The 20,725-nt window shown below is 69.0% G+C and carries 16 protein-coding genes and 1 tRNA gene; 6 read left to right on the top strand and 11 right to left on the bottom strand.

Annotated features, from left to right (window positions below):
- Positions 1-52: 52 nt before the first annotated feature.
- From BGO15_RS05855 to BGO15_RS05840, 4 genes are all read right to left on the bottom strand, one after another.
- Positions 53-4,969 (bottom strand): ExeM/NucH family extracellular endonuclease, encoded by a 4,917-nt coding sequence (locus BGO15_RS05855; RefSeq protein ID WP_082483085.1) that lies wholly within the window; start codon positions 4,967-4,969, stop codon positions 53-55.
- Between the two features lie 256 nt (positions 4,970-5,225).
- Positions 5,226-5,618: a 50S ribosomal protein L7/L12 gene (gene rplL / locus BGO15_RS05850; protein WP_045247318.1), complete on the bottom strand. Its 393-nt coding sequence runs from the start codon at positions 5,616-5,618 to the stop codon at positions 5,226-5,228.
- Positions 5,619-5,659: 41 nt separating this feature from the next.
- Positions 5,660-6,175, bottom strand: a complete 516-nt coding sequence (rplJ, locus tag BGO15_RS05845) for a 50S ribosomal protein L10 (RefSeq protein WP_045247319.1) — start codon at positions 6,173-6,175, stop codon at positions 5,660-5,662.
- 296 nt (positions 6,176-6,471) lie between these two features.
- Positions 6,472-10,689: a 5'-nucleotidase C-terminal domain-containing protein gene (locus tag BGO15_RS05840; protein ID WP_162237859.1), complete on the bottom strand. Its 4,218-nt coding sequence runs from the start codon at positions 10,687-10,689 to the stop codon at positions 6,472-6,474.
- Positions 10,690-10,867: 178 nt separating this feature from the next.
- Here BGO15_RS05840 and BGO15_RS05835 point away from each other — a divergent pair, with 178 nt between their 5' ends.
- From BGO15_RS05835 to BGO15_RS05820, 4 genes are all read left to right on the top strand, one after another.
- Entirely contained in the window at positions 10,868-11,527 is a 660-nt protein-coding gene (locus BGO15_RS05835; protein ID WP_056207534.1) for a YqaJ viral recombinase family protein, read from the top strand.
- Positions 11,528-11,768: 241 nt separating this feature from the next.
- Positions 11,769-13,385: an MDR family MFS transporter gene (locus BGO15_RS05830; protein WP_156454790.1), complete on the top strand. Its 1,617-nt coding sequence runs from the start codon at positions 11,769-11,771 to the stop codon at positions 13,383-13,385.
- Positions 13,382-13,873 (top strand): MarR family winged helix-turn-helix transcriptional regulator, encoded by a 492-nt coding sequence (locus BGO15_RS05825; protein WP_048809138.1) that lies wholly within the window; start codon positions 13,382-13,384, stop codon positions 13,871-13,873. Before BGO15_RS05830 ends, BGO15_RS05825 begins: the two co-directional genes overlap by 4 nt.
- A gap of 196 nt (positions 13,874-14,069) precedes the next feature.
- Positions 14,070-15,101, top strand: a complete 1,032-nt coding sequence (locus tag BGO15_RS05820; RefSeq protein WP_056207535.1) for an NADP-dependent oxidoreductase — start codon at positions 14,070-14,072, stop codon at positions 15,099-15,101.
- Positions 15,102-15,119: 18 nt separating this feature from the next.
- On the opposite strand, the gene BGO15_RS05815 is transcribed toward BGO15_RS05820, so the two are convergent.
- On the bottom strand, positions 15,120-16,013 hold the full coding sequence (locus tag BGO15_RS05815) for a LysR family transcriptional regulator ArgP (protein ID WP_056519417.1): 894 nt from the start codon (positions 16,011-16,013) through the stop codon (positions 15,120-15,122).
- Between the two features lie 68 nt (positions 16,014-16,081).
- Here BGO15_RS05815 and BGO15_RS05810 point away from each other — a divergent pair, with 68 nt between their 5' ends.
- Complete coding sequence (locus BGO15_RS05810) at positions 16,082-16,729, top strand: LysE/ArgO family amino acid transporter (RefSeq protein WP_056207537.1); 648 nt, start codon at positions 16,082-16,084, stop codon at positions 16,727-16,729.
- Between the two features lie 67 nt (positions 16,730-16,796).
- Here BGO15_RS05810 and rplA read toward each other — a convergent pair whose 3' ends face one another.
- The 6 genes from rplA to BGO15_RS05780 form a co-directional block, all read right to left on the bottom strand.
- A complete protein-coding gene (gene rplA, locus BGO15_RS05805) occupies positions 16,797-17,489 on the bottom strand; it encodes a 50S ribosomal protein L1 (protein ID WP_045247324.1) in 693 nt (230 codons plus the stop codon).
- 14 nt (positions 17,490-17,503) lie between these two features.
- Positions 17,504-17,935: a 50S ribosomal protein L11 gene (gene rplK / locus BGO15_RS05800; protein ID WP_045247325.1), complete on the bottom strand. Its 432-nt coding sequence runs from the start codon at positions 17,933-17,935 to the stop codon at positions 17,504-17,506.
- Between the two features lie 82 nt (positions 17,936-18,017).
- On the bottom strand, positions 18,018-19,019 hold the full coding sequence (gene nusG / locus BGO15_RS05795) for a transcription termination/antitermination protein NusG (RefSeq protein ID WP_045247326.1): 1,002 nt from the start codon (positions 19,017-19,019) through the stop codon (positions 18,018-18,020).
- A 38-nt stretch (positions 19,020-19,057) separates the two neighbouring features.
- Positions 19,058-19,324: a preprotein translocase subunit SecE gene (gene secE / locus BGO15_RS05790; protein WP_045247327.1), complete on the bottom strand. Its 267-nt coding sequence runs from the start codon at positions 19,322-19,324 to the stop codon at positions 19,058-19,060.
- Positions 19,325-19,369: 45 nt separating this feature from the next.
- Positions 19,370-19,442: transfer RNA gene (locus tag BGO15_RS05785), tRNA-Trp, on the bottom strand.
- A gap of 146 nt (positions 19,443-19,588) precedes the next feature.
- On the bottom strand, positions 19,589-20,026 hold the full coding sequence (locus BGO15_RS05780) for a pyridoxamine 5'-phosphate oxidase family protein (protein WP_056207539.1): 438 nt from the start codon (positions 20,024-20,026) through the stop codon (positions 19,589-19,591).
- 72 nt (positions 20,027-20,098) lie between these two features.
- Between BGO15_RS05780 and BGO15_RS05775 the strand changes: the two genes are divergently transcribed.
- Positions 20,099-20,725, top strand: a complete 627-nt coding sequence (locus BGO15_RS05775) for a hypothetical protein (protein WP_056207540.1) — start codon at positions 20,099-20,101, stop codon at positions 20,723-20,725.

The raw sequence follows: 20,725 nt of genomic DNA, 5'->3' as shown, positions 1-20,725 counted from the left end.
GACGCTGCCCGCCCCCGGCGAACCGGGGACGGGCAGCGCGATGGCGGATGCCTCAGCTGCGACGGTTGCGCACCGTCATCCGTGCGGCGGCACCGGCCCCGAGGAGCAAGACGCCTGCCCACAGCAGCCACTGCAGATCCTGACCGCCGGTGCGCGGCAGAGCCGCGAGCGACGGGTCGGCGATCGTCACGGCCTGCCAGCCGATGACGTTCCCGTCAGCGTCCTGGACGACCAGACTGTGGGCGCCGGAGACCCCCGCGGGGATGGTGACGGTGACGTAACCGCTCGCATCGACGAGGAACCACGTGCCGATGCGCACCGGGGTGGAGTGCACCCACACCGTGACCCACTCGCCGGCGTGCTCGACGCCGACGTAGATCTTCACCGCATCCCCGACGGAGGGAGTGGTGTCGCTCGCGGAGATTTTGCCCTCGAGCGCGGCGGTCAGCGCGGCATCCGGGACGGGGAGCGGGATGATCGACGGCGGAGTGGTGCCGGGGACCTCCGTTCCGGGTCCCGTGCCGGGCAGGCCCGTGCCGTTCGAGACCGTGAGCGGCACGGTGACCTTGGTTCCCGATGCCGGTGAGGTGAGCACCACGGACGTCGACGCCGGAGCATCGAGCGGAACCGTGAACGACACCGTGGCGGTCCCGTTGACGAACGCGACCGGCGTGAACGTCGCCGCGCTGCCGGCGACCGCGTACTCCAGCGTGGTGTTCAGCGGCGAGCCGAGCGACGTCATGTCGATCGCGGACACCGTGAACGACACCTGGTCGCCTGCCGAGACCGCAGTGGTCGGCGCACCGAGAACCTGCGCCGAACGGCTGGCGAAGTCCGGCGAGACCGGCTGATGCGTCTCGAGGTAGCTGATCCACGCGTCACGGTCGATCAGACCCGAGTCGCGCGTGTTCGTGCCCTGAGCGAAGGTGCGGAAGTTGTCGCCGCCCTGCAGCAGGAAGTTGAACGAACCGATGCGGTACGAGGCCGCGAGGTCGATCGGCTTGCCGTCGATCCAGATTCCCGTGATGTGGCTGCCCCGCGCCGCGGTCGCGTCGAACGTGTACGAGACGTTCTTCGACAGCCCGAGCTGGAGGTAGGAACGCGACGGGATCGTGCCGTCGGCGTTGGTCTGCCACTGCTCCTCGAGCACGGCCTTGAACTGCGCGCCAGTGAGGCTCGTCGTCCAGAGGTTGTTCACGAAGGGGAGCACCGCATTCGCCTCGGCGTAGGTGATCGTGCCATCCGGAGCGTAGAAGAGCTCGGCGCGCAGACCGCCGGGGTTGACCACACCGATCTCGGCGCCGCCGCGATCGGCCGAGCCGAGCGAGGCGACGAGAGAGTCGGCCACGAGGTTTCCGATCGTGGACTGGCCGGCACGGTTGTCGCGGGCGGTGGCGCCTGCGTACTTCCCGTCGACGTAGCTGCCACCGGTGTACGACGTCGTGATGTCCGCCGTGACCGATCCCTTCGGCTGGTTGCCGATGGCCGCCGCGCTCGCGAGTGCAGCGTTCGTGATCGCGTTGACCTCGGCCACCCGGGGGTAGGTCGAGATCAGCGTGGCCGCCGGGGTGGTCGAGCGGGAGATGTTGCGTGCCGTGTAGCCGAGCACGTCATGGGACGCGCCGTCGATCGAGAGCACGACCTGTCCGAGGTTCTCGCCGTAGTTGCCGGTCTGAACGATGGGGCGGGTCTTGCCTTCGACACCCGGGACCGGGGCATCCCACACGTACTGCTTGTGGGTGTGGCCGGTGAAGATGACGTCGACGCTGGACGAGGTCTTCGTCACGATGTCCGCGAACGCACCGCCGGCCGCGACCTCCTGGTCAAGCGTCGCCTTCTCCGGGGTTCCCGCCCCCGCTCCCTCGTGGTACTCGGCGACGATCACGTCGACCGTGCCGGCGAGTTCCGCCGCGACGCGGTTCACGGCCGCGACCGGGTCACCGAAGGTGAGTCCGGTGATGCCGCCGGGAGCGACCAGGCTCGGGGTCTCCTGCGTGATGACGCCGATGACCGCGACCTTCAGGCCACCCGCGTCGACGATGGTGTACTCGGGAAGCGCCGGCTCGCTGGTGCCCGCCTTGTAGACGTTGGCGCCGAGATACGGGAAGTCCGCCGCATCCTGCACGCGACCGGAGAGGTCGGCGTAGCCGCGGTCGAACTCGTGGTTGCCCACAGCCGACGCCGCCAGGTCGAGCGCGTTGAGCACGTCGAGGGTCGGCTTGTCCTCGGCGACCGCGGAGGCGAACAGCGAGGCACCGATGTTGTCACCGGCCGACAGCAGGAGGGTGTTGCCTTCGCCGTAGGCGGCGCGCTGCTCCTCGACGGTTCCCGCGAACGCGACGGTGTTGCCGTCGATGCGCCCGTGGAAGTCGTTGATGTTGAGGAGGTTGAGCTCGATCTTGTGCGACAGCGTCACACCCACCACGAGCGGGTCGTGGTCGCTCGATCGGAATGCGTCGGCACGGTAGAAGTCGGTCGCGTTGTAGTTGTAGCGGCTGTACTCCAGCGCCACGGACTCACCTGCGTTGATGTTCCACACGTGCGCACCCGTGACCGCGGCCTGAGCCGACGGCGACGCGAAGATGTGGTCGAGCGAACCCGACTGGCCGCTGAACGAGTAGGTGTACTCCTCGGCGCCCTGCTGGATGTAGCCCGCGTCGGTGATGACCTTGATCGGGTCCTCCTGGCTGTAGGAGTTGAAATCGCCCAGCAGGAAGACCTTGTCGGTGCCGACGGACGTCTTCAGCCCATCGGCGAACGCCACGAGCGCGTGCGCCTGAGCCACACGCGATGCGTTGCTCGCGCCCTGGCCGTCGCCCTGGTCCGCGTCCGCGCCCGTTCCCGACCCCTTCGACTTGAAGTGGTTCACGATGGCGATGAACTGCGCAGAGGTGCCGTCGGCCGCCGTGAAGGCCTGGGCGAGTGGTTGGCGCGCGTTCGAGAAGGCGCTGTCGTTGAGCACGACGGAGGCGCCGACCGGCTTGACCAGCGATGCCTTGTAGATGAACGCCGTGCGGATGACATCCTGCTGGTCGAGCGGCAGGAGCGCATCGGCTGCCGGCGACGGCACGAACGACCACTGCTCGGATCCGAGGGCGCTGTTCAACGCGTTCACGAGCGTCGAGAGCGCGGAATCCCGGTCCTTACCGAACTTGGACGAGTTCTCGATCTCCTCGAGCGAGACCACGTCGGCGCCCAGCCCGTTGATCGCCGCGACGATCTTGTCCTGCTGACGCTTCAGGTTCGCTGCGTCGGCGGCGCCGCGCGGGCCCGATCCCGAGCAGTTGTTCACCGTCACGTTGTTGCCCGCGCGATCGGTGTAGAACGAGCAGGTGTTGCCGGCGGCGACATAGTCGGCGCCCGTGGTGGTGAAGTAGTTGAGCACGTTGAAGCTGGCGAGCTGGATGTCGCCGCCGACGTTCGGTGCGCTCGTGGGACGCCCGTCCGCGATGGCCACGAACGAGGTGTCTCCCCCCGCCAGGAGCTGCGCGGTGGGCTGGAACTTCCAGGTGCTGTTGCGATAGTCGAGCACGACAGGCTTCGCAAACGTGACCGGAGCACCGACGGTGATGTCGTGATCGCTCAGGTACGGGAGCGCGATGCTCTTGTTCGCGGAGCTGAGGAAGTTGATGGATGCCCCGTCGTCGAGCGTCACACCCCGGGCGGCGTTGTCCGCCACGGCCTGCGCGTACGCGGCGGTGCCGGGTCGGGCGATCTCCGTCGGCGTGATCAGCGGGGTGGTGCCGGTTGCCAGACCGATCTCGGCGTACTGGTTCGTCGAGTAGGTGTTGGTGACGGTGTAGTCGCCCTGGGGAAGGATCAGCATGCCCTCGAGCGACTCGCGCTGCTGGTCGGTCGCGGGGAAGGCGACAGTCGCAGCCGCGACGGGCGCCGGCGCCGTCTCGGACAAGACCGTCGTGCCATTGGCGGTGCCGTTGATCTCGGTGAGCCCCTGGTACTCGGTCACGCTTCCGGTGACCTCGACATACTGGCCTACGGAGACCTTCGCCGTCGCGGCCGAGCCGAAGACGAAGACCGCATCGGATGCGGTGTGGGTGCCGAAGTCGATGGCGCCGCCGGTGCCGGGGGTCTGGATGTAGAAGCCGTTGAAGCCGCCGGTCGGGTAGGCCGCGGTCACGACTCCGCGGGTGGTGACGGTCTGACCGGAGAGCGGTGAGGTGTCGCCGGTGCCCTGAATCGCGGAGATCGGCGTGATCTCACCCGGCGCCGTGGTGGGCGACGTGGTGGGCGTCGGCGTGCTCGATGCGGTCGGCGAGGGCGAGGCGCTGGGAGAGTCGGTCGGGTTCGGTGTGCTGCCCGAGCCGGAGTTCTGGGGGGTGACGGTCGTCGTGACCGTGAAGTCCGTGGAGTTGTCGTCGGTGTCGACGAAGCCCGTGCGCGTCAAGGCGTTGGGCGTGGTGTTGCCGCCGGCGTCGGGGGCGGCCTTGGTCTCGAACGTGTTGCCGCTGCCGTAGCCGAGGAGGTCCACGACGCCCGGGGTGCCGACCACCGAGCCCGGGGTGAGGGTGAGGGGGGAGGACTGGTCGGAGAGCCAGAGCACGCCGTTCTGTCCACCGGGGTTGAAGCTCGTCACCTGATCGGGCGTGGGCAGCGCGACGCCGTTGGCGCCGTTCGAGGCGGCCTGCACGAGGAAGTACGAACCCGGGTTGATCGTGCCCGAGAGGGTGACCGTCGTCGCCACGCCGGTGCCGGACGCGGACCGGTACTGGAGCGACCAACCGGTCAGGTTCTGCGCGGTCCCTCCGGCGTTGTAGAGCTCGATGAACTTGTTGGTGAAGGGCGCGCCGGCGCTGCCGCCCTTGAGGTAGGCCTCGTTGATGATGACGTCGGCCGGGGCGGGTTCTGCCGCCGAGGCCGCGAGCGCCGTGCCGGGCGCTGCGATGCCGATGAGGAGGGATGCGCCCGCGATGATGGCGAGCGCTCTCCTGCGTGGCTGGGAAATGGACATGAGTCTCCTAGTTCAGGGCTGAGAGCAACCCTGTGAGGCTAAGAGACCCGATGTTGGTCAGGACGACATTTCTGTGACGAGTGTGTGAACGGTCGATGAGATTTCTCTCATGCGCGAACTCCAGACTCTGCGCTATAGATGCGTCGCGCACTGCGCATATCGGCGGGACGAGGTATCCGCCATCAGCACATCGCTCCGGACAGGACGAAGGCCCCCGGCGCAGTGCCGGGGGCCTTCGGAGCTGAGAGCAGCGGGATTACTTGAGGGTAACCGTCGCGCCGGCCTCTTCGAGAGCGGCCTTCGCCTTGTCGGCGGCCTCCTTGTTGGCGCCCTCGATGACGGCCTTGGGGGCGCCATCGACAACAGCCTTGGCCTCGCCGAGGCCGAGCGAGGTGAGCTCGCGGACGACCTTGATGACCTGGATCTTCTTGTCGCCGGCAGCCTCGAGGATGACGTCGAACGAGTCCTTCTCCTCGACCTCCTCGGCGGCACCACCGGCGCCACCGGCGGCCGGAGCGGCCGCGACGGCGACCGGAGCGGCGGCGGTGACCTCGAAGGTCTCCTCGAACTTCTTGACGAACTCGCTGAGCTCGATGAGCGTGAGCTCCTTGAAGGCGTCGAGCAGCTCCTCAGTGCTGAGCTTTGCCATGATGTTTCTCCTTGATTGGGGTTTGTCCACCGCGGGCCGACTCAGGCCGCGGACTCCTGCTTCTCACGCAGCGCGTCGACCGTGCGAACGGCCTTCGACAGCGGGGCGTTGAAGAGATAAGCGGCACCGAACAGCGAGGCCTTCATCGCACCGGCGAGCTTCGCCAGCAGGACTTCACGGCTCTCGAGGTCGGCCAACTTGTTGACCTCGTCCGCGCTCAGGGGGGCACCGTCGAAGTAGCCGCCCTTGATCACGAGAAGAGGGTGTGCCTTGGCGAAGGCGCGCAGGCCCTTCGCGACGGCGACCGGGTCACCGTGCACGAAGGCGATGGCCGAAGGACCGGCAAAGTCCTCGTCCAGCTCCGTGATCCCCGCGTTGTTCGCGGCGATCTTGGACAGCGTGTTCTTCACCACGGCGTACTCCGCGTCCTGACGGATGGTGTTGCGGAGCTCCTTGAGCTCGGCAACCGTCAGACCGCGGTACTCGGTGAGCAGTACGGCAGTCGAGTCCTCGAAATTCTTCGTGAGCTCGGCGACCGTCGCTTCCTTCTGCGCCATGGCCACTCCTTGTATCCACGTGACGATCCGCGATGGCGGATCGCCGGCCTGAGACCTTCCCGGCAACGAAAAAAGCTCCGGCGCAAGCGCACGGAGCTTCACATGCCCGATGATCGGGAGTTCGTTCGTACACCTGCGCGGGCCCCTGCGTTGCAGAGCTTCGATCGACCTGCGCTGTCGCGCACGACGATGACCGGCGGTCTTCGGCTTGACATCAGCATACGGGATGCCGCTGCCCCCGCCAAACCCGAAGGCCCCGCCGGTGTTCAGCGGGGCCTTCGGGTGGATGCGGCGGATCAGCTCCGGCGCTGCGGGCGCACTCGCGCGATGACTCCCGCGCCGATGAGAAGGAGCGCGAGCATCGTCACGCCGCCGAGCCACGAGGCATCCGCGCCGGTCTTGGGCAGGGCGCCGCTCGCCGGCAGCCCCGTGGCCGGCGGCAGGCTCAGCGCGACCGAGGACCATCCGATGACGTTGCCCGAGGCGTCGAGCACGACGAGCCGGTGCGATCCGCTGACACCGACCGGCAGCGTGACCGTGATGGTGCCGTCGGCCGCCACCTGGTACCAGCCGCCGACCTGCGTGGGCGTCGAGTGCAGCCAGACGGTGACCCACTGTCCGGCGTACTGCGTGCCGACGGTGATGACCACCGTCTCGCCCGCGACCAGGTTCGGCGACGGCACGCTGATGAGACCTTCGAGCTCGGCCAGCAGCTGCTCGTCGGTGGCGGGCACCGGCGTCGTGGTCGGCGGGATCGGCCCGGTCTGTCCGGCCGCGACCTGGATCGGGACCACCACCGTCGTGCCACCCGGAGCGACCGTCAACTCGATCGTGCTCTGCGGCGTCGCGTCGACGGGGAACGTCAGCGAGACGTTCGCGGTGCCGTTCGTCACCGGGATGGGCGCGAACGTCGCCGAGCTACCGGTGACCCGGGGGGTGACGGTCGTGGAGCGCGGGCTGCCGAGAGACGTGAGGTCGACGCTCGACAGTGCGAACTCGATCGTCTGCCCCCGCATGACCGACGCGGGCACCCCGGTGAGCTGGGCCGAACGACTCGCGAACTGGGGCGAGAGCCCCGGATGCGCCTGCAGGTAGGAGATCCACGCGTCGCGGTCGATGAGGCCCGAGTCGCGCGTCGAGGTGCCCTGTGCGAACGCGGTGAAGTTGTCGCCGCCCTGCAGCAGGAAGTTGAACGACCCGACGCGGTACGTGTTCGTCGCCACCAGCGGCTGCCCGTCGATCCACACCCCGGTGATGCGCTCACCTCGCGGCTTGGTCGCATCGAACGTGTAGCTGACGTTCGACGAGAGCCCCAGGGCGAGGTACGGGCGGCTGCTGCCCTCCGGCTGCCACTGCTGCTCGAGGGCCGCGGTGAACTGTGCGCCGGTGAGCGTGGTCGTCCAGAGGTTGTTCACGAACGGCAGCACCGCGTTCGCCTCGGCGTAGGTGATCACACCGTCCGTGCCCTCGTAGAGCTCGGCGCGCAGGCCGCCGGGATTGACGACGCCGATCTCGGCGCCACCGCGGTCCGGGTCGGCGAGCGTCGACACCAGCGCGTCCGCCACCAGGTTGCCGAGGGTGGACTGAGCGGCGCGGTTGTCACGGCTGCCGCCGGCGTAGCCGGACTCCGCATAGGACCCGCCCGCGAACGCGGTCGTGATATCCGCGGTCACCGATCCCACGGGCTGCTCACCGACGACGCGCGCCTGAGCGAGCGTCTCGTCGACGATGGTCGCGACCTCGGCCACACGCGGGAACCGTGCGATGAGCTGGTCGTCGAGCGCCTTGCTGGCCGCAGCGGTGGCCGCCGCGTCGTTCGGGAACACCTGCGACGCCAGCCGCGCGACGTTGCCCGATTGGGCCACGGTCACTGCACCGGTGGTGCGGTCGATCTCCATGACGACCTTGCCGATATTCTCGCCGTAGCTCCCGGTCTGGATGACGGGTCGGGTCCGATCGGTGCCGGGCACCGGGGCATCCCAGTCGTACAGCTTGTGCGTGTGACCGGTGAAGATCGCGTCGACGGATGCCGACGTGTCCGTGACGATGCGCGAGAACGCGCCGCCGGCGGCGACCTCCTGCTCGATGGTGGCGTTGTCGGGAGTGCCCGCGGAGGCGCCCTCGTGGTACTCGGCGATGATCACGTCCACCGTGCCCTCGAGGGACTCGGCGACGCGGTTCACCGCCGCGACCGGGTCACCGAAGTCGAGGGAGCTGATCCCGCCCGGCGCGACGAGCGCGGGTGTCTCCTGCGTGATCGCTCCGATCACCGCGACCTTGAGTCCGGCGACATCGATCACCGCGTACTCCGGAAGTGCGGGTGTCGTCGTTCCCTTCAGGTATACGTTCGCCCCCAGATAGGAGAAGTCGGCGCTGTCCGACACCCGGCCGACGAGGTCGCTGTACCCCTTGTCGAACTCGTGGTTGCCTGCCGCCGAGGCGGCCAGGTCGAGCGCATTGAGCACGTCGATCGTGGGCTCGTCGTTGAAGTACGACGAGGCGAACAAGGATGCCCCGATGTTGTCGCCGTCCGACAGGAGGAGCGTGTGGTCGTCGCGGCCCGCCTCGCGGAGGGTCTCGATGGTTCCGGCGAACTTCACCGTGTTGGCGTCGATGCGGCCGTGGAAGTCGTTGATGTTCAGCAGGGTGAGCTTCACCGGTCCCGCGGTCGTGAAGGAGAACACGCCCGACGTCACCGTGGAGCCGAGCCCCGGAGCGCTGATGGAGAACTCCACGGGCGCACCGGAGGAATCGGCGGCGATGGTGAACGGGATATCCAGCGAAGCCGACGAACCGGTGGGGGTGTCGGGCACCGACCAGACGAGGTCGGTTCCCTCGATCGACAGTCCGGCGGGAAGCGGCGTCGGCAGGGTGATCTCGGGCAGGAGAGTCGAGCCGTCGACGACGACCTTTCCACCTGTGAGCGTCACCCGACCGGTGCTCTGCACCGCCAGCTTCAGCGTGAGCGGGTCTCCGGCGGCATAGGTGGTGCCGTCGGGAACGACGAGCGACGCATTCGCCGACCATACCGGCGGCCACGCCGGCTTGTCGGTGTCGTAGAGCCAGTCCTGGAAGAACGCGCCGAGGTCACGTCCCGACACCTCCTCGGCGAGCGCGATGAAGTCGGCGGTCGTCGCCGACCCGCCGGCGTGACGAGCGGTCCATTCCGCGTACAGCTGGTCAAACGCCTGACGACCGATCGCCGTCATCAGCGCACCGAGGGTGTACTTGCCGCGGTTGTAGACCTGCCAGTCGTAGAGCTCCGAGGGGTCCGTGAAGCCCACCGTCGGCACGGTCCAGCGCGACGAGGTCGCCGAGTTCCAGGACGAGTAGCTGTCGTTCTCGGGGGTCGTCGGGTTCACTGCCGTGCTGGTCGCGTACTGGTAATAGGTCGTGAAGAACTCGGCAGCACCCTCGTTCAGCCAGATGTGCGACCAATCGGCCGGTGCGACCTCGTTACCGAGCCACTGGTGGACGAGCTCGTGGATCAGAGTGGGTGCGCTGATGCTGCCATCGAAGAACGGACGGTCCTGCGTCTCCAGTGCATAGCCGACGCTCACCCGGTCGACGATCACACCGGTGCTTGCACCCGGGTAGGGGCCGAGCTTGGTCTCGAGCCAGTCGATGATCGGCTTGATGCTGGCGCGACGAGTGTTGATCGTGTTCTGCGTGTTGGTGGAGATCGTCGGGTCGACGAAGCTCCACTCGTGCAGGGTGCGACCGCTCGCGAGCACGATGTCGCTCTCGAGGATGTTGAAGCGACCGATCGACAGCACCGAGAGCTCGGATGCCATCGGCTTGGTCTGCGTCCATACCCATTGCGTCGTGCCGGCGACATCGTCCACGGTCTTCGACGTCAGCTCGCCGTTGCTCGCGACGACCAGCGGGTTGCCACCTGCAACCGAGGGCGCCGTCACCGCGATGCGGTAGGTCGCCTTGTCGGCGGGAGTGTTGTTGTTCGGGAACCACGCCATCGACCCGACCGGCTGGCCGAGCGCGGTGACGCCGTCGGTCGTGGGCACCCACCCCTCGGAGGACCCGTCGTGGTCGATGTGCCGGACGGGCGCGCCGGAATAGGCGACGGCGACCGTGAACTCGCCGACCACCGGCTGCGCGGGGGTGACGATCAGCTTGTACCGCACGGCCGCGGCGTCGTTCTCGCGCACGTAGCTCGCCGCGGTGCCGTTGACGAGGACGCTCTCGACCGTCAGGCCCTCGAAGTCGAGGGCGAACGACGACAGCGGGCTCGCCGCGATGGCGGTGATCGTCGTGACGGCCGAGATGTCGGTCTTGGTGCGATAGGTCATCGCGATGTCGTAGTTCTGCACGTCGTAGCCCGCGTTGCCGACGTTCGGGAACAACGGGTCCCCGGCGGTCGTCGCTCCGGCCGCCGGCTCGGCCGCCTGGGCCGGGAGAGAGAGGCCTGTGATGGCCAGCGCGAGCGCCGCGCCGGCTGCGGCGAGCCGCATGAGGCGGCGGGAAGGTCGGCGGGTGCGCGCGGACGACTCAGACATGGATCCCCTTCTCGAGCGCGCGACACGGGCGCACGCAACGGGAGCGACGTTAGGGATCAGATGTTTCTTCATTGTTTCATAGAGATCTCCCAGATTTCCAAGAAACCCTCACCGCCGGGTCGAGCCCCTCGCATGTCGCGACCGACGGCTGTCCCGGCCCGGACGTAGGGTCGAACACGTGACACCCGAACTGGCCGCACGCATCGTCGCGGATTCCCGCGATCGCGTGGCCTGGGTGCGGGCGCGGTCCCGCGGCATCACGGCGACGGATGTCGCGGCCCTGTCATCTGCGGCATCCATCTCGCGAGCTGCCGACGCGAAACTGCAGGGCCAGCGCTTCTCCGGCAACGCCTACACGGACCACGGCCGGCGACGCGAGCCGGAGATCGCCGCCTGGGTGGCGGCGACCCACGGCATCCAGCCCTCGACGGCCCTCTTCCACGCGGTGGTCGAGCCGCGGCACCTCGCGACCCCCGACGGCATCGGCATCGACGACCGCGGCCGCATCACCCTCGCCGAGATCAAGACGACCAACAAGTCGTGGAAGTCGATCCCGCGCACCTACCTGCGTCAGGTGTGGTGGCAGCAGCACGTGCTGGGCGCCGAGCGCACCCTCGTCGCGTGGGAGCAGCACGACGGCTTCGTGCCGGTCGGCGACGAGCCGCGCTGCGCCTGGGTCGAGCGCGACGACATCGAGATCGCGAAGCTCGTGCGGCTGGCGACATCCCTCATCGACGAGCTCTATCGCCGCACGACGCTGGCGCGCACCGGCTCGGATGCCGCGGCCGCACCCGCGGCTGGTCGCGAGGCGTTCCGGGCGCTCGCGCTCTCGGACTGAGCCCGGCACGCACTCCCCCGCCACGGCGGGGTCTTCAGCGCGCCCGCCCAAAGTAGTTGACACAGCGCAACGAGATTCATATAGTTGCTCTCAGTCAACTTTTGCGCCGACGGTGTCGCACTCCCCACCCGCACAGGAAGGCCCCGTCTTGGCCACCATCACCTCTCCGGTTCCGACCGTCGCAGAGACATCGCGCTCCCCCCGACAGGTCATCGAGGCGCTCATCGGGCTGCTGCTCGGCATGTTCGTCTCGATGCTCGCCTCGACGGTCGTCTCGACCTCGCTGCCGGTCATCGTGCACGACCTCTCGGGCGATCAAGCCGCGTACACCTGGGTGGTGACCGCGACGCTGCTCACCACCGCGATCTCCACGCCGGTGTGGGGCAAGCTCGCCGACCTGATGAACCGCAAGGTGCTCTTCCAGGTGTCGATCCTGATCTTCGTGCTGGCGACCGCCGCCGCCGGCTTCTCGCAGAACCCGGGCATGCTCATCGCCTTCCGTGCCGTGCAGGGCCTCGGCGCCGGCGGCCTCGCCGCCTTGAGCCAGGTCATCATGGCCGACATCATCAGCCCGCGCGAGCGCGGACGCTACATGGGCCTGTTCGGCGCGGTCATGGCCGTCGCCACGGTCGGCGGCCCGCTCCTCGGCGGCGTCATCACGGATGCCTGGGGCTGGCGCTGGAACTTCTTCGTCGCCCTCCCCTTCGCCGTGGCCGCCCTGTTCATCGTGCAGCGCACGCTGCACCTGCCGGCACGCGAGTCGACCCGCGCACGTATCGATTACCTCGGCATCGTGCTGCTCTCCACGGCCGTGTCCCTGCTGCTGATCTGGGTCACCAATGCCGGCACGTCGTACGACTGGTGGAGCCTGCCGACCCTGCTCATGGTGGGCGGCGCCGTCGTGGCCGCGGTGCTCTTCGTCGTGACCGAACTGCTCGTCGCCGAGCCGCTCGTGCCGCTCACGCTCTTCCGCAACCGCACCTTCTCGCTCGCCGTCGTCGCGTCGATCGCCACCGGCATCGCGATGTTCGGGGCATCCGTCTTCCTCGCCCAGTACATGCAGCTGGCGCGCGGCGCCACCCCGACCGAGGCGGGGCTCATGACGATCCCGCTGATCGCCGGCCTCCTGCTGGCGTCCGTCGGCGTCGGACAGCTCATCAGCCGCTTCGGCCGCTGGAAGCCGTACCTCGTCGTGGGTGGCGTGCTGCTCGTGGCGGGCTCGTACCTGCTGTCGACCATCTCGTACGACACCAACTTCGTCGTGGTCTCGGTCTACATGTTCCTGCTCGGGGCCGGCGTCGGCATGACGATGCAGAACCTCGTGCTGGTCGTGCAGAACACCGCCGACCCGTCGCAGATCGGCGTCTCGAGCTCGGGGGTCACCTTCTTCCGCAGCCTCGGCGGCACGATCGGCGTCTCGGTCATGGGTGCCGCTCTCGCCGCGAAGGTCGCGGAACTGGTCACCGCGCGGGCCGCCGACATCGGCGCCGCCCTGCACGCCCTCGGAGCGCAGGGCGCCCAGCTCGCCCAGCAGCTGCAGAGCGGCACGATTCCTCAGGTCTCGACGCTGCCCGACGGCATCCGCCAGATCTTCGAGGACGTCTACGCGCAGGGCATCTCGCACTCGTTCCTGATCGCGGTGCCGTTCGCGATCATCAGCGTGCTGGCGATCGTGTTCCTGCCCAACAAGCCGCTCACCCGCATGACCAACAGTGAGCGGGCCGCGGCATCCGAAGCCGACCTCGCCACGGTCACCGTCGCCGAGGCGATGGATGTGCTGGCGCCCGCGACGAACGATGACGCGGATGCCGCGGCCGCAGCAGACTCACACGCATCGCGCGGTACGGTGTCCCGGTGATCTCCGAGGCGAGTGCTGCACCGGCGCCTGACGAGACGGCCGACCCCGTCCGTCAGGCGGCGGTGCGCGGCCTGGAAGGAGCGTTCGCGGAGCTTGCGAGCGAGTTCCGCCGCTACTACGCCGCACTCGCCGAGGCCGCGAGCCCCGGAATGCTGCCGGGCACGTTCAAGATCCTCTCGGTGATCTCCCGCGGCGGCCCCGTCACCGCCTCGACCCTCGCGGAGCGGCTCGTGGCCGACAAGGGCATGATCAGCCGCCAGGTCGGCGAGCTGGAAGAGCTCGGACTCATCCAGCGCACACCCGATCCGCACGACGGACGGGTGCGGGTGATCTCGGTCACCCCGCTCGGCGCAGAGCGCATCGAGACCGCTCGCGGCCCCCTCGAAGGCCGCCTGTTCTCCGCCCTCAGCGACTGGCCGCTCGAGTCGATCGAGAAGCTGACCGAACTGCTGCACGCCCTCGCCTCGGGCGAGGTCCCCGAGGCCTGAGCCCCGCCGGGCGCGCGGCGCCGGGGGCGTGACGCACCGGCGGACGGGAGGCCCTGTGACGCACCCAGGAGGGTCCGAGGGCACCTTCTCCACCCGGTAGCACCGCCGTAACACCGATGAGACATTGCCGCGCTTGACTGAAGGCTCCAAGGGCAGTGTGCTGCCGACGATGACACACACGGGGGAAGGAGCGACCTTGCGATTCAGGCCGCTGCGCGCCGCGCACTCCGCGACATCCGTCGCGACGAGTGGATTCACCGCTCCATCGACCATGCGTGCCGTCGTCTTCGACGAGACCGGCGCCCCCGACGTTCTGCATGTCGCCGACGTGCCGGTGCCGAGCCCCGTGCTCAGCGAGGTGCTCGTGCGGGTCGTCGCCGCCGGCATCAACCCCATCGACGCGAAGACCCGCGCCGGCGCGGGTGTCTCTGGCGCCGTGCCGTCCCTGCCCTCGACGCTCGGCTTCGACCTCAGCGGGATCGTGGTCGCGTCTCCGTTCGAGGCGCACCCCTTCCCGCCCGACACCGAGGTGTTCGGCACCGTCGCCTTCCCGCGCACGGGTGGCTCGTACGCCGAGTACGCGGTCGTGCCGACCCTCTCGCTCGCGCGCAAGCCCACCACGCTGTCGCACGCCGAAGCCGCGGCCGTACCGCTCGCGGCGCTCACCGCGTGGGGGCTCGTGGTCGAGACGGCGCACGCGCACGAGGGGCAGAGCATCCTCATCCATGCCGGCTCCGGCGGAGTCGGCCACTTCGCCGTGCAGCTGGCCGCGTACTTCGGCGCACGGGTGACGACGACGGCGTCTGCCGGCAACGCGCAGTGGCTGCGCGAGCTCGGCGCGGCCGAGGTGATCGACTACCGCTCGACCCGCTTCGAAGGCGTCCTCACCGAGGTCGACGTCGTGATCGACCTCGTCGGCAACGCGGCGGACGACACCGGCACCCGGTCGCTGCAGGTGCTGCGCCCCGGCGGACTGTACGTGCTCGTGCCGACCGGATCGTGGCCGGGCTACGCCGAGGCGGCGCGGGCCGCGGGTGTGCGCGCCACGAGCTACAAGTACATCCCCGACGGCGATGTGCTCGCCACGATCGCCCGCCTGCTCGACTCCCGGTCGATCCAGGTCTACGTCGACAAGGTGTACGAGCTGACCGACGCGGCCGCTGCGCACACCTCGCTCGAGCAGGGTCACACGCGCGGCAAGACCGTGCTGCAGGTCGGCGAGGCCTGACCGCGGCTCGCCCCGGGGTCAGGGCGAGTCGAGGGCGACGGATGCCGCGGCTCGCACCCGTGCCGTGAGCGCGTCGACGAGTGGCGAGCGCAGATTCCAGTGCTGCCAGTACAGCGGCACCCGTGCGGGCGCCCCGCCGAGGGCCACGAGTCGACCATCGGCCAGGGCATCGCCGCTCTGCGACCGGGGCAGGAGCCCCCAGCCCATCCCCGAGGTGATCGCGCGCGCGAACTCCACCGACGCCGGCACGTAGTGCCGGGGCGGGCGCGCCGGGTCCGCGCCGTGCTCCTCGAGCCACCGTGTCTGCAGATCGTCACGCCGGTCGAAGTCGACGACCGGCGCGCGCTCGAGCGTCTCGCGCGTCGCCGCCCCGCCTGCGAACCAGCGCTCCGCGAAGGTACGCTCGGCGACGGCTTCGTAGACCATTGTGCCCAGCGGGAGGGAGCGGCATCCGCTCACCGGCGCCCGTCGCGTGGTGACGGCCGCCAGCACGGCCCCCTCGGCGAGCAGATCGGCCGTGTCGTCCTCGTCAGCGCGTCGCAGGTCGACGACGACAGGATGCGTCGTGGTGAGCTCGACGAGCGCCGGCAGCAGCCACGTCGCGAGGGAGTCGGCGTTGACCGCGATCGCCACGCTCGTGGCCGACGCGCCGTCGACTCCCAGCTCGTCCATCGCATCGTGCTCGAGGAGCGCCACCTCCCGCGCCCAGCGCACGACGCTCCGGCCTGCGGACGTGGCGCGCGCCGGGCGGCCCCGCACGAGCAGGACCTGACCGAGCTGCGCCTCGAGCGCGGAGATGCGCTGGCTGACCGCCGACGGGGTGATGCGCAGACGACGGGCCGCGGCATCCATCGTCCCCTCCTCGACCACGACGGCCAGGGTCTCGGCGTGCGACAGCGGGAGACGGGCCATCAGTTCTCCTTATGTAGCGACAGATACATGAGCTGGCGTGAAGTCTAGGCGGATCGTACGGTCGAGGTGTGCTCGCCTCCCTCCTCGCCGGTCTCGGCCTCGGCTCCTCGCTCATCGTGGCGATCGGCGCCCAGAACCTGTTCGTGCTGCGGCAGGGCATCCGCCGCGAGCACGTGCTCGCCGTCGTCGCGGTCTGCACCCTCAGCGACCTCGCGCTCATCGCTCTCGGCGTCAGCGGCATCGGGCTCCTGCTGCACGGGGTGCCGTGGCTCGCGATCGCGGTGCGCATCGCCGGCGCCGCGTTCCTGATCGGCTACGGGCTGCTCGCCGCCCGACGGGCGCTGCGACCGGCGGGCGAGACGCTGACAGTGACGGGTCCAGCGACGGATGCCGCGGCCTCCGTCTCGTCCGGAACGCTCACCGCGACCCGACGTCGCGCCGTCGTCGGCACCGCCCTCGCCCTCACCTGGCTGAACCCGCACGTCTACCTCGACACGGTGTTCCTGCTCGGCTCGGTCGCGTCCTCGCAGGGCGACGGTCGCTGGTGGTTCGCGCTCGGCGCCGGCGTCGCGAGCATCATCTGGTTCGCCGCACTCGGCTACGGCGCTCGCCTCCTCGCGCCCGTGCTCGCGACACCGCGCGCGTGGCGGGTGCTGGACGCCGTGATCGCCGTCGTCATGGTGACGCTCGGGGTCCTCCTCGCCGTCGGCGGGTGAGCCGCGGCATCCCGAGACGACGAAGGGCCCCCTCCGAGACGGAGAGGGCCTTTCGGAAGCGGTCTGATCAGACCAGCGAGTTGACGTCCAGCGGGATGCCGGGGCCGAACGTGGTCGACACGGCGCCCTTCTGGATGTAGCGGCCCTTCGAGCTCGACGGCTTCAGACGCACGATCTCGTCGACCGCGGCAGTGAAGTTCTCGCCCAGCTGCTCGGCCGTGAACGAGGCCTTGCCGACGACGAAGTGCACGTTGGCGTGCTTGTCGACGCGGAACTCGATCTTGCCGCCCTTGATCTCCTCGACGGCCTTGGCCGGGTTGGGGGTCACGGTGCCGGTCTTCGGGTTCGGCATGAGGCCACGGGGACCCAGCACCTTGCCGAGACGACCGACCTGGCCCATGAGCTCGGGGGTCGAGACCGCCGCGTCGAACGCGGTGTAGCCGCCGGCCACCTTCTCGATGAGCTCGGCGCCGCCGACCTCGTCCGCACCCGCGGCGATGGCGGCCTCCGCGGCCGGACCCGTCGCGAACACGATCACGCGCGCCGTCTTGCCGGTGCCGTGGGGAAGGATGACGGTGCCGCGCACCATCTGGTCGGCCTTGCGCGGGTCGACCGAGAGCTTCAGCGCGACCTCGACGGTCGAGTCGAACTTCGCCGAACCGGTCTCCTTCGCGAGCGCGACGGCCTCAGCGGCGGTGTAGAACTTGTCGGCGTCGATCTTGGCCTTCGCGGCCTCGTACGCCTTGGACTTCTGTGCCATGGTGACGCTCCCCCTCAGTCCTCGACCGTGATGCCCATGGAACGGGCGGTGCCGGCGATGATCTTCGATGCGGCCTCAATGTCGTTCGCGTTGAGGTCGGGCTGCTTGGTCTCGGCGATCTGGCGCACCTGCTCCTTGGTGAGCTTGGCGACCTTCACCGTGTGCGGGGTCTTGGACCCCTTCTGCACGCCAGCGGCCTTCTTGATGAGCTCCGCCGCCGGCGGGGTCTTCAGGATGAACGTGAAGCTGCGGTCTTCGTAGACGGTGATCTCGACCGGGATGACGTTGCCACGCTGCGACTCGGTCGCGGCGTTGTACGCCTTGCAGAACTCCATGATGTTGACGCCATGCTGACCGAGCGCGGGGCCGATCGGCGGCGCCGGGTTGGCGGCGCCGGCGTTGATCTGGAGCTTGATCAGGCCGGTCACCTTCTTCTTCGGTGCCATTTCCTTTTCCTTTCAACGAGCGGATGCCTCGCGGCATCCCTCTCTCCCGCAGCCCGGCCATTCCGGGGAGCGGTGGTCTGTGTCAGAGCTTGGTGACCTGGTCGAACGACAGCTCGACGGGGGTCTCGCGCTCGAACAGCGAGACGAGCACGGTGAGCTTGCCGCTCTCGGGCTTGATCTCGCTGATGGTGCCCGGGAGACCCGCGAACGAGCCCTCCTTGATCGTGATGGTCTCGCCGATCTCGTAGTCGACCTCGGCGGGGATGACGCGGGCCGCGGCCGGAGCGCCCTTGACGGGGGCGCCGCCCTTGACGGGGGCCGCCTCCTTCACCTCGACGAGCGACTGCAGCATCGTGAAGGCCTCTTCGAAGCGCAGCGGGGTCGGATTGTGCGCGTTGCCGACGAAGCCGGTGACGCCGGGCGTGTGGCGAACGACCGACCAGGTGTCCTCGTTGAGCTCCATGCGCACGAGCACGTAGCCCGGGATGCGCACGCGGGTGACCATCTTGCGCTGGCCGTTCTTGATCTCGACGACGTCCTCCATGGGGACCTCGACCTGGTAGATGTCCTCCTCGACCTCGAGCGTCGACTTGCGCTGCTCGATGTTGGCCTTCACCTTGCGCTCGAAACCGGCGTAGGAGTGGATGACGTACCACTTGCCCGGCAGCGAGCGCAGCTCGGTGCGGAACGCCTCGACCGGGTCGAGATCGGCGTCGACGTCGAGGTCGTCGCCGAGCTCGGGACCGTCGTAGGGGGCGACCTCGTCGGCGGCCTCCTGGGCGAGCTCCGCGGCCTCCTCGGCAGCGGCGTCGGTGAGCACCTCTGCGGCGGCCTCGGCCTCCGCAGTCTCGTCGATCTCGAGAGCGTCGTTCACGATCGCATCAGCCTCCGGGTCGTCGATCTCGACGACGTCGTCGTCGAAATCCGCGTCATCCTCGTCCTCGACGTGGAGCGCGACCTGCTCGGCGGCGGTCACCGACTCCTCTTCCGCGGCGAGCGTGTTGCCATCCTGCGCGGCGTCGTCCTCGCTGGACTGCTCGGCGGCCGTCGCCCAATCGGCGTCGTCGACATACTTTTCAGACACGTGCGTTCTTCCTCAGTTCTCCGGTGCGGATCCGGCGCTCAGGCGCCCGGGGTTCCGAACACCACGGTCGTCAGCCACACGAACAGGAGGTCGAGTCCGTAGACCACCGCCATCATGACGATGACGAAGCCCAGCACGACGGCTGTGAACTTGACGAGCTCCTGCCGGGTCGGGGTGACGACCTTGCGCAGTTCCGCGATGACCTGACGGATGAACAGGACGATGCGAGCGAAGATGTTGGGCTTCTTCTCGCGGCGTGCATCGCTTTTCGCGACGACGTCGTTCTTCGCCTCGTCCTGGACCATTGACTCCACCTGGATCATCGTTGTGTCAGCTGTTGCGCTGACGCGCAGGGCGGACAGGAATCGAACCTGCAACCTGCGGTTTTGGAGACCGCTGCTCTGCCAATTGAGCTACCGCCCTAGAGACCCGGAGGTCTCGGCGCCCGCACTTCTGCCGCAACCGGAGGGAGGGGGTCTCGCACCCGATCTTCGGGCACGGCAAAAGAATGCAGACTTCTACTGCACGTTCCAGTGTACGTCATGCCTCCGGCGCGCTGCGACCCGGGGTCAGAACACGTGCACCCCGGAGCGGTCCGGTTCGGGGGCGAATCCGAAGGCGCGACCGGTGATCTCGGCCGCCGTGACGCGCACGTAGTTGCGCTTCAGAGTCGGCACCCACGGATGAAGGCCGAGCTGCTCGGCGGCCTCGATCTCGGCCTCCGTCTCGAGCCGCCGGGCGTGTCCGCGCACGATCACGCTCCATGCGCCGGCGTCCGTGTGGTCGTCGACCTCGAACAGCACCTCGTCGTTCACGGTCAGCTCGAACAGCTTGCTGCCCTCGGCCGTGCGGAACACGATGTCGCCGCCGCCGGTGACGACGTAGTTGACCGGAAACACGTCGAGCACGTTCCCGATATGCGTGACGAGCCGTCCGAGCTGCTGCGTCGCCAGGCGCCGCAAGCACTCCGACTCGTCGAGACTGTCCACCACCCCGATCTCGTCCATGCCCCGATTCTCCTCCCGATCGCGCCGCCGCACGAGGGGGATTCGGCGCGTTCCGCGGCCTACGATTCCGGGATGACCCTCGCACAGGAGCGGCTCGACGAGCTGTGGGATTTCGGGGATGCCGCGGCATCCGAGGGGCGCCTCGTCGCCGCTGCCGCAGCGGCGGCGGACGAGGACGAGCGGGCCGAGCTGGAGACGCAGATCGCCCGCGCGCTCGGCCTGCAGGCGAGGTACGCGCGTGCGCACGCCGTGCTCGACACGGTCACCGGGCAGGCGCCGGCCGCCGCCGTGCGGGTCGCGCTCGAGCGCGGAAGACTGCACAACTCGGCCGGCGACGCTCAGGGCGCGATCGTGCACTTCCGGCGGGCAGCGGATGCCGCGGCATCCGCCGGTCTCGTCTTCCTGTACGTCGATGCCCTGCACATGCTCGCGATCGCCGACCCGTCGAACGGCGATCGGCACACCGCGGCAGCATTCGCCGCGCTCGAGGACGTCACCGATGCGCGAACACAGCGCTGGCGCGTCTCCCTGCACAACAACGCCGGCTGGGCGGCGATGGCGGCGGGTCGCCCCGGCGACGCCCTCGTGTCGTTCCACGCCGCGCGCGCCGACGCCACACGGTGGGGGACCGCGCAGCAGATCGAGTGGGCCGACGAGGCCCTCGCCGAGTGCCGTGCGGCCCTCGGCGAGGAGGCGTGA

The organism is Microbacterium sp. 71-23 (assembly GCF_001897265.1).
In the GTDB taxonomy this organism is placed as follows: domain Bacteria; phylum Actinomycetota; class Actinomycetes; order Actinomycetales; family Microbacteriaceae; genus Microbacterium; species Microbacterium ginsengisoli.
This window is presented reverse-complemented; position numbering and strand designations above follow the sequence as displayed.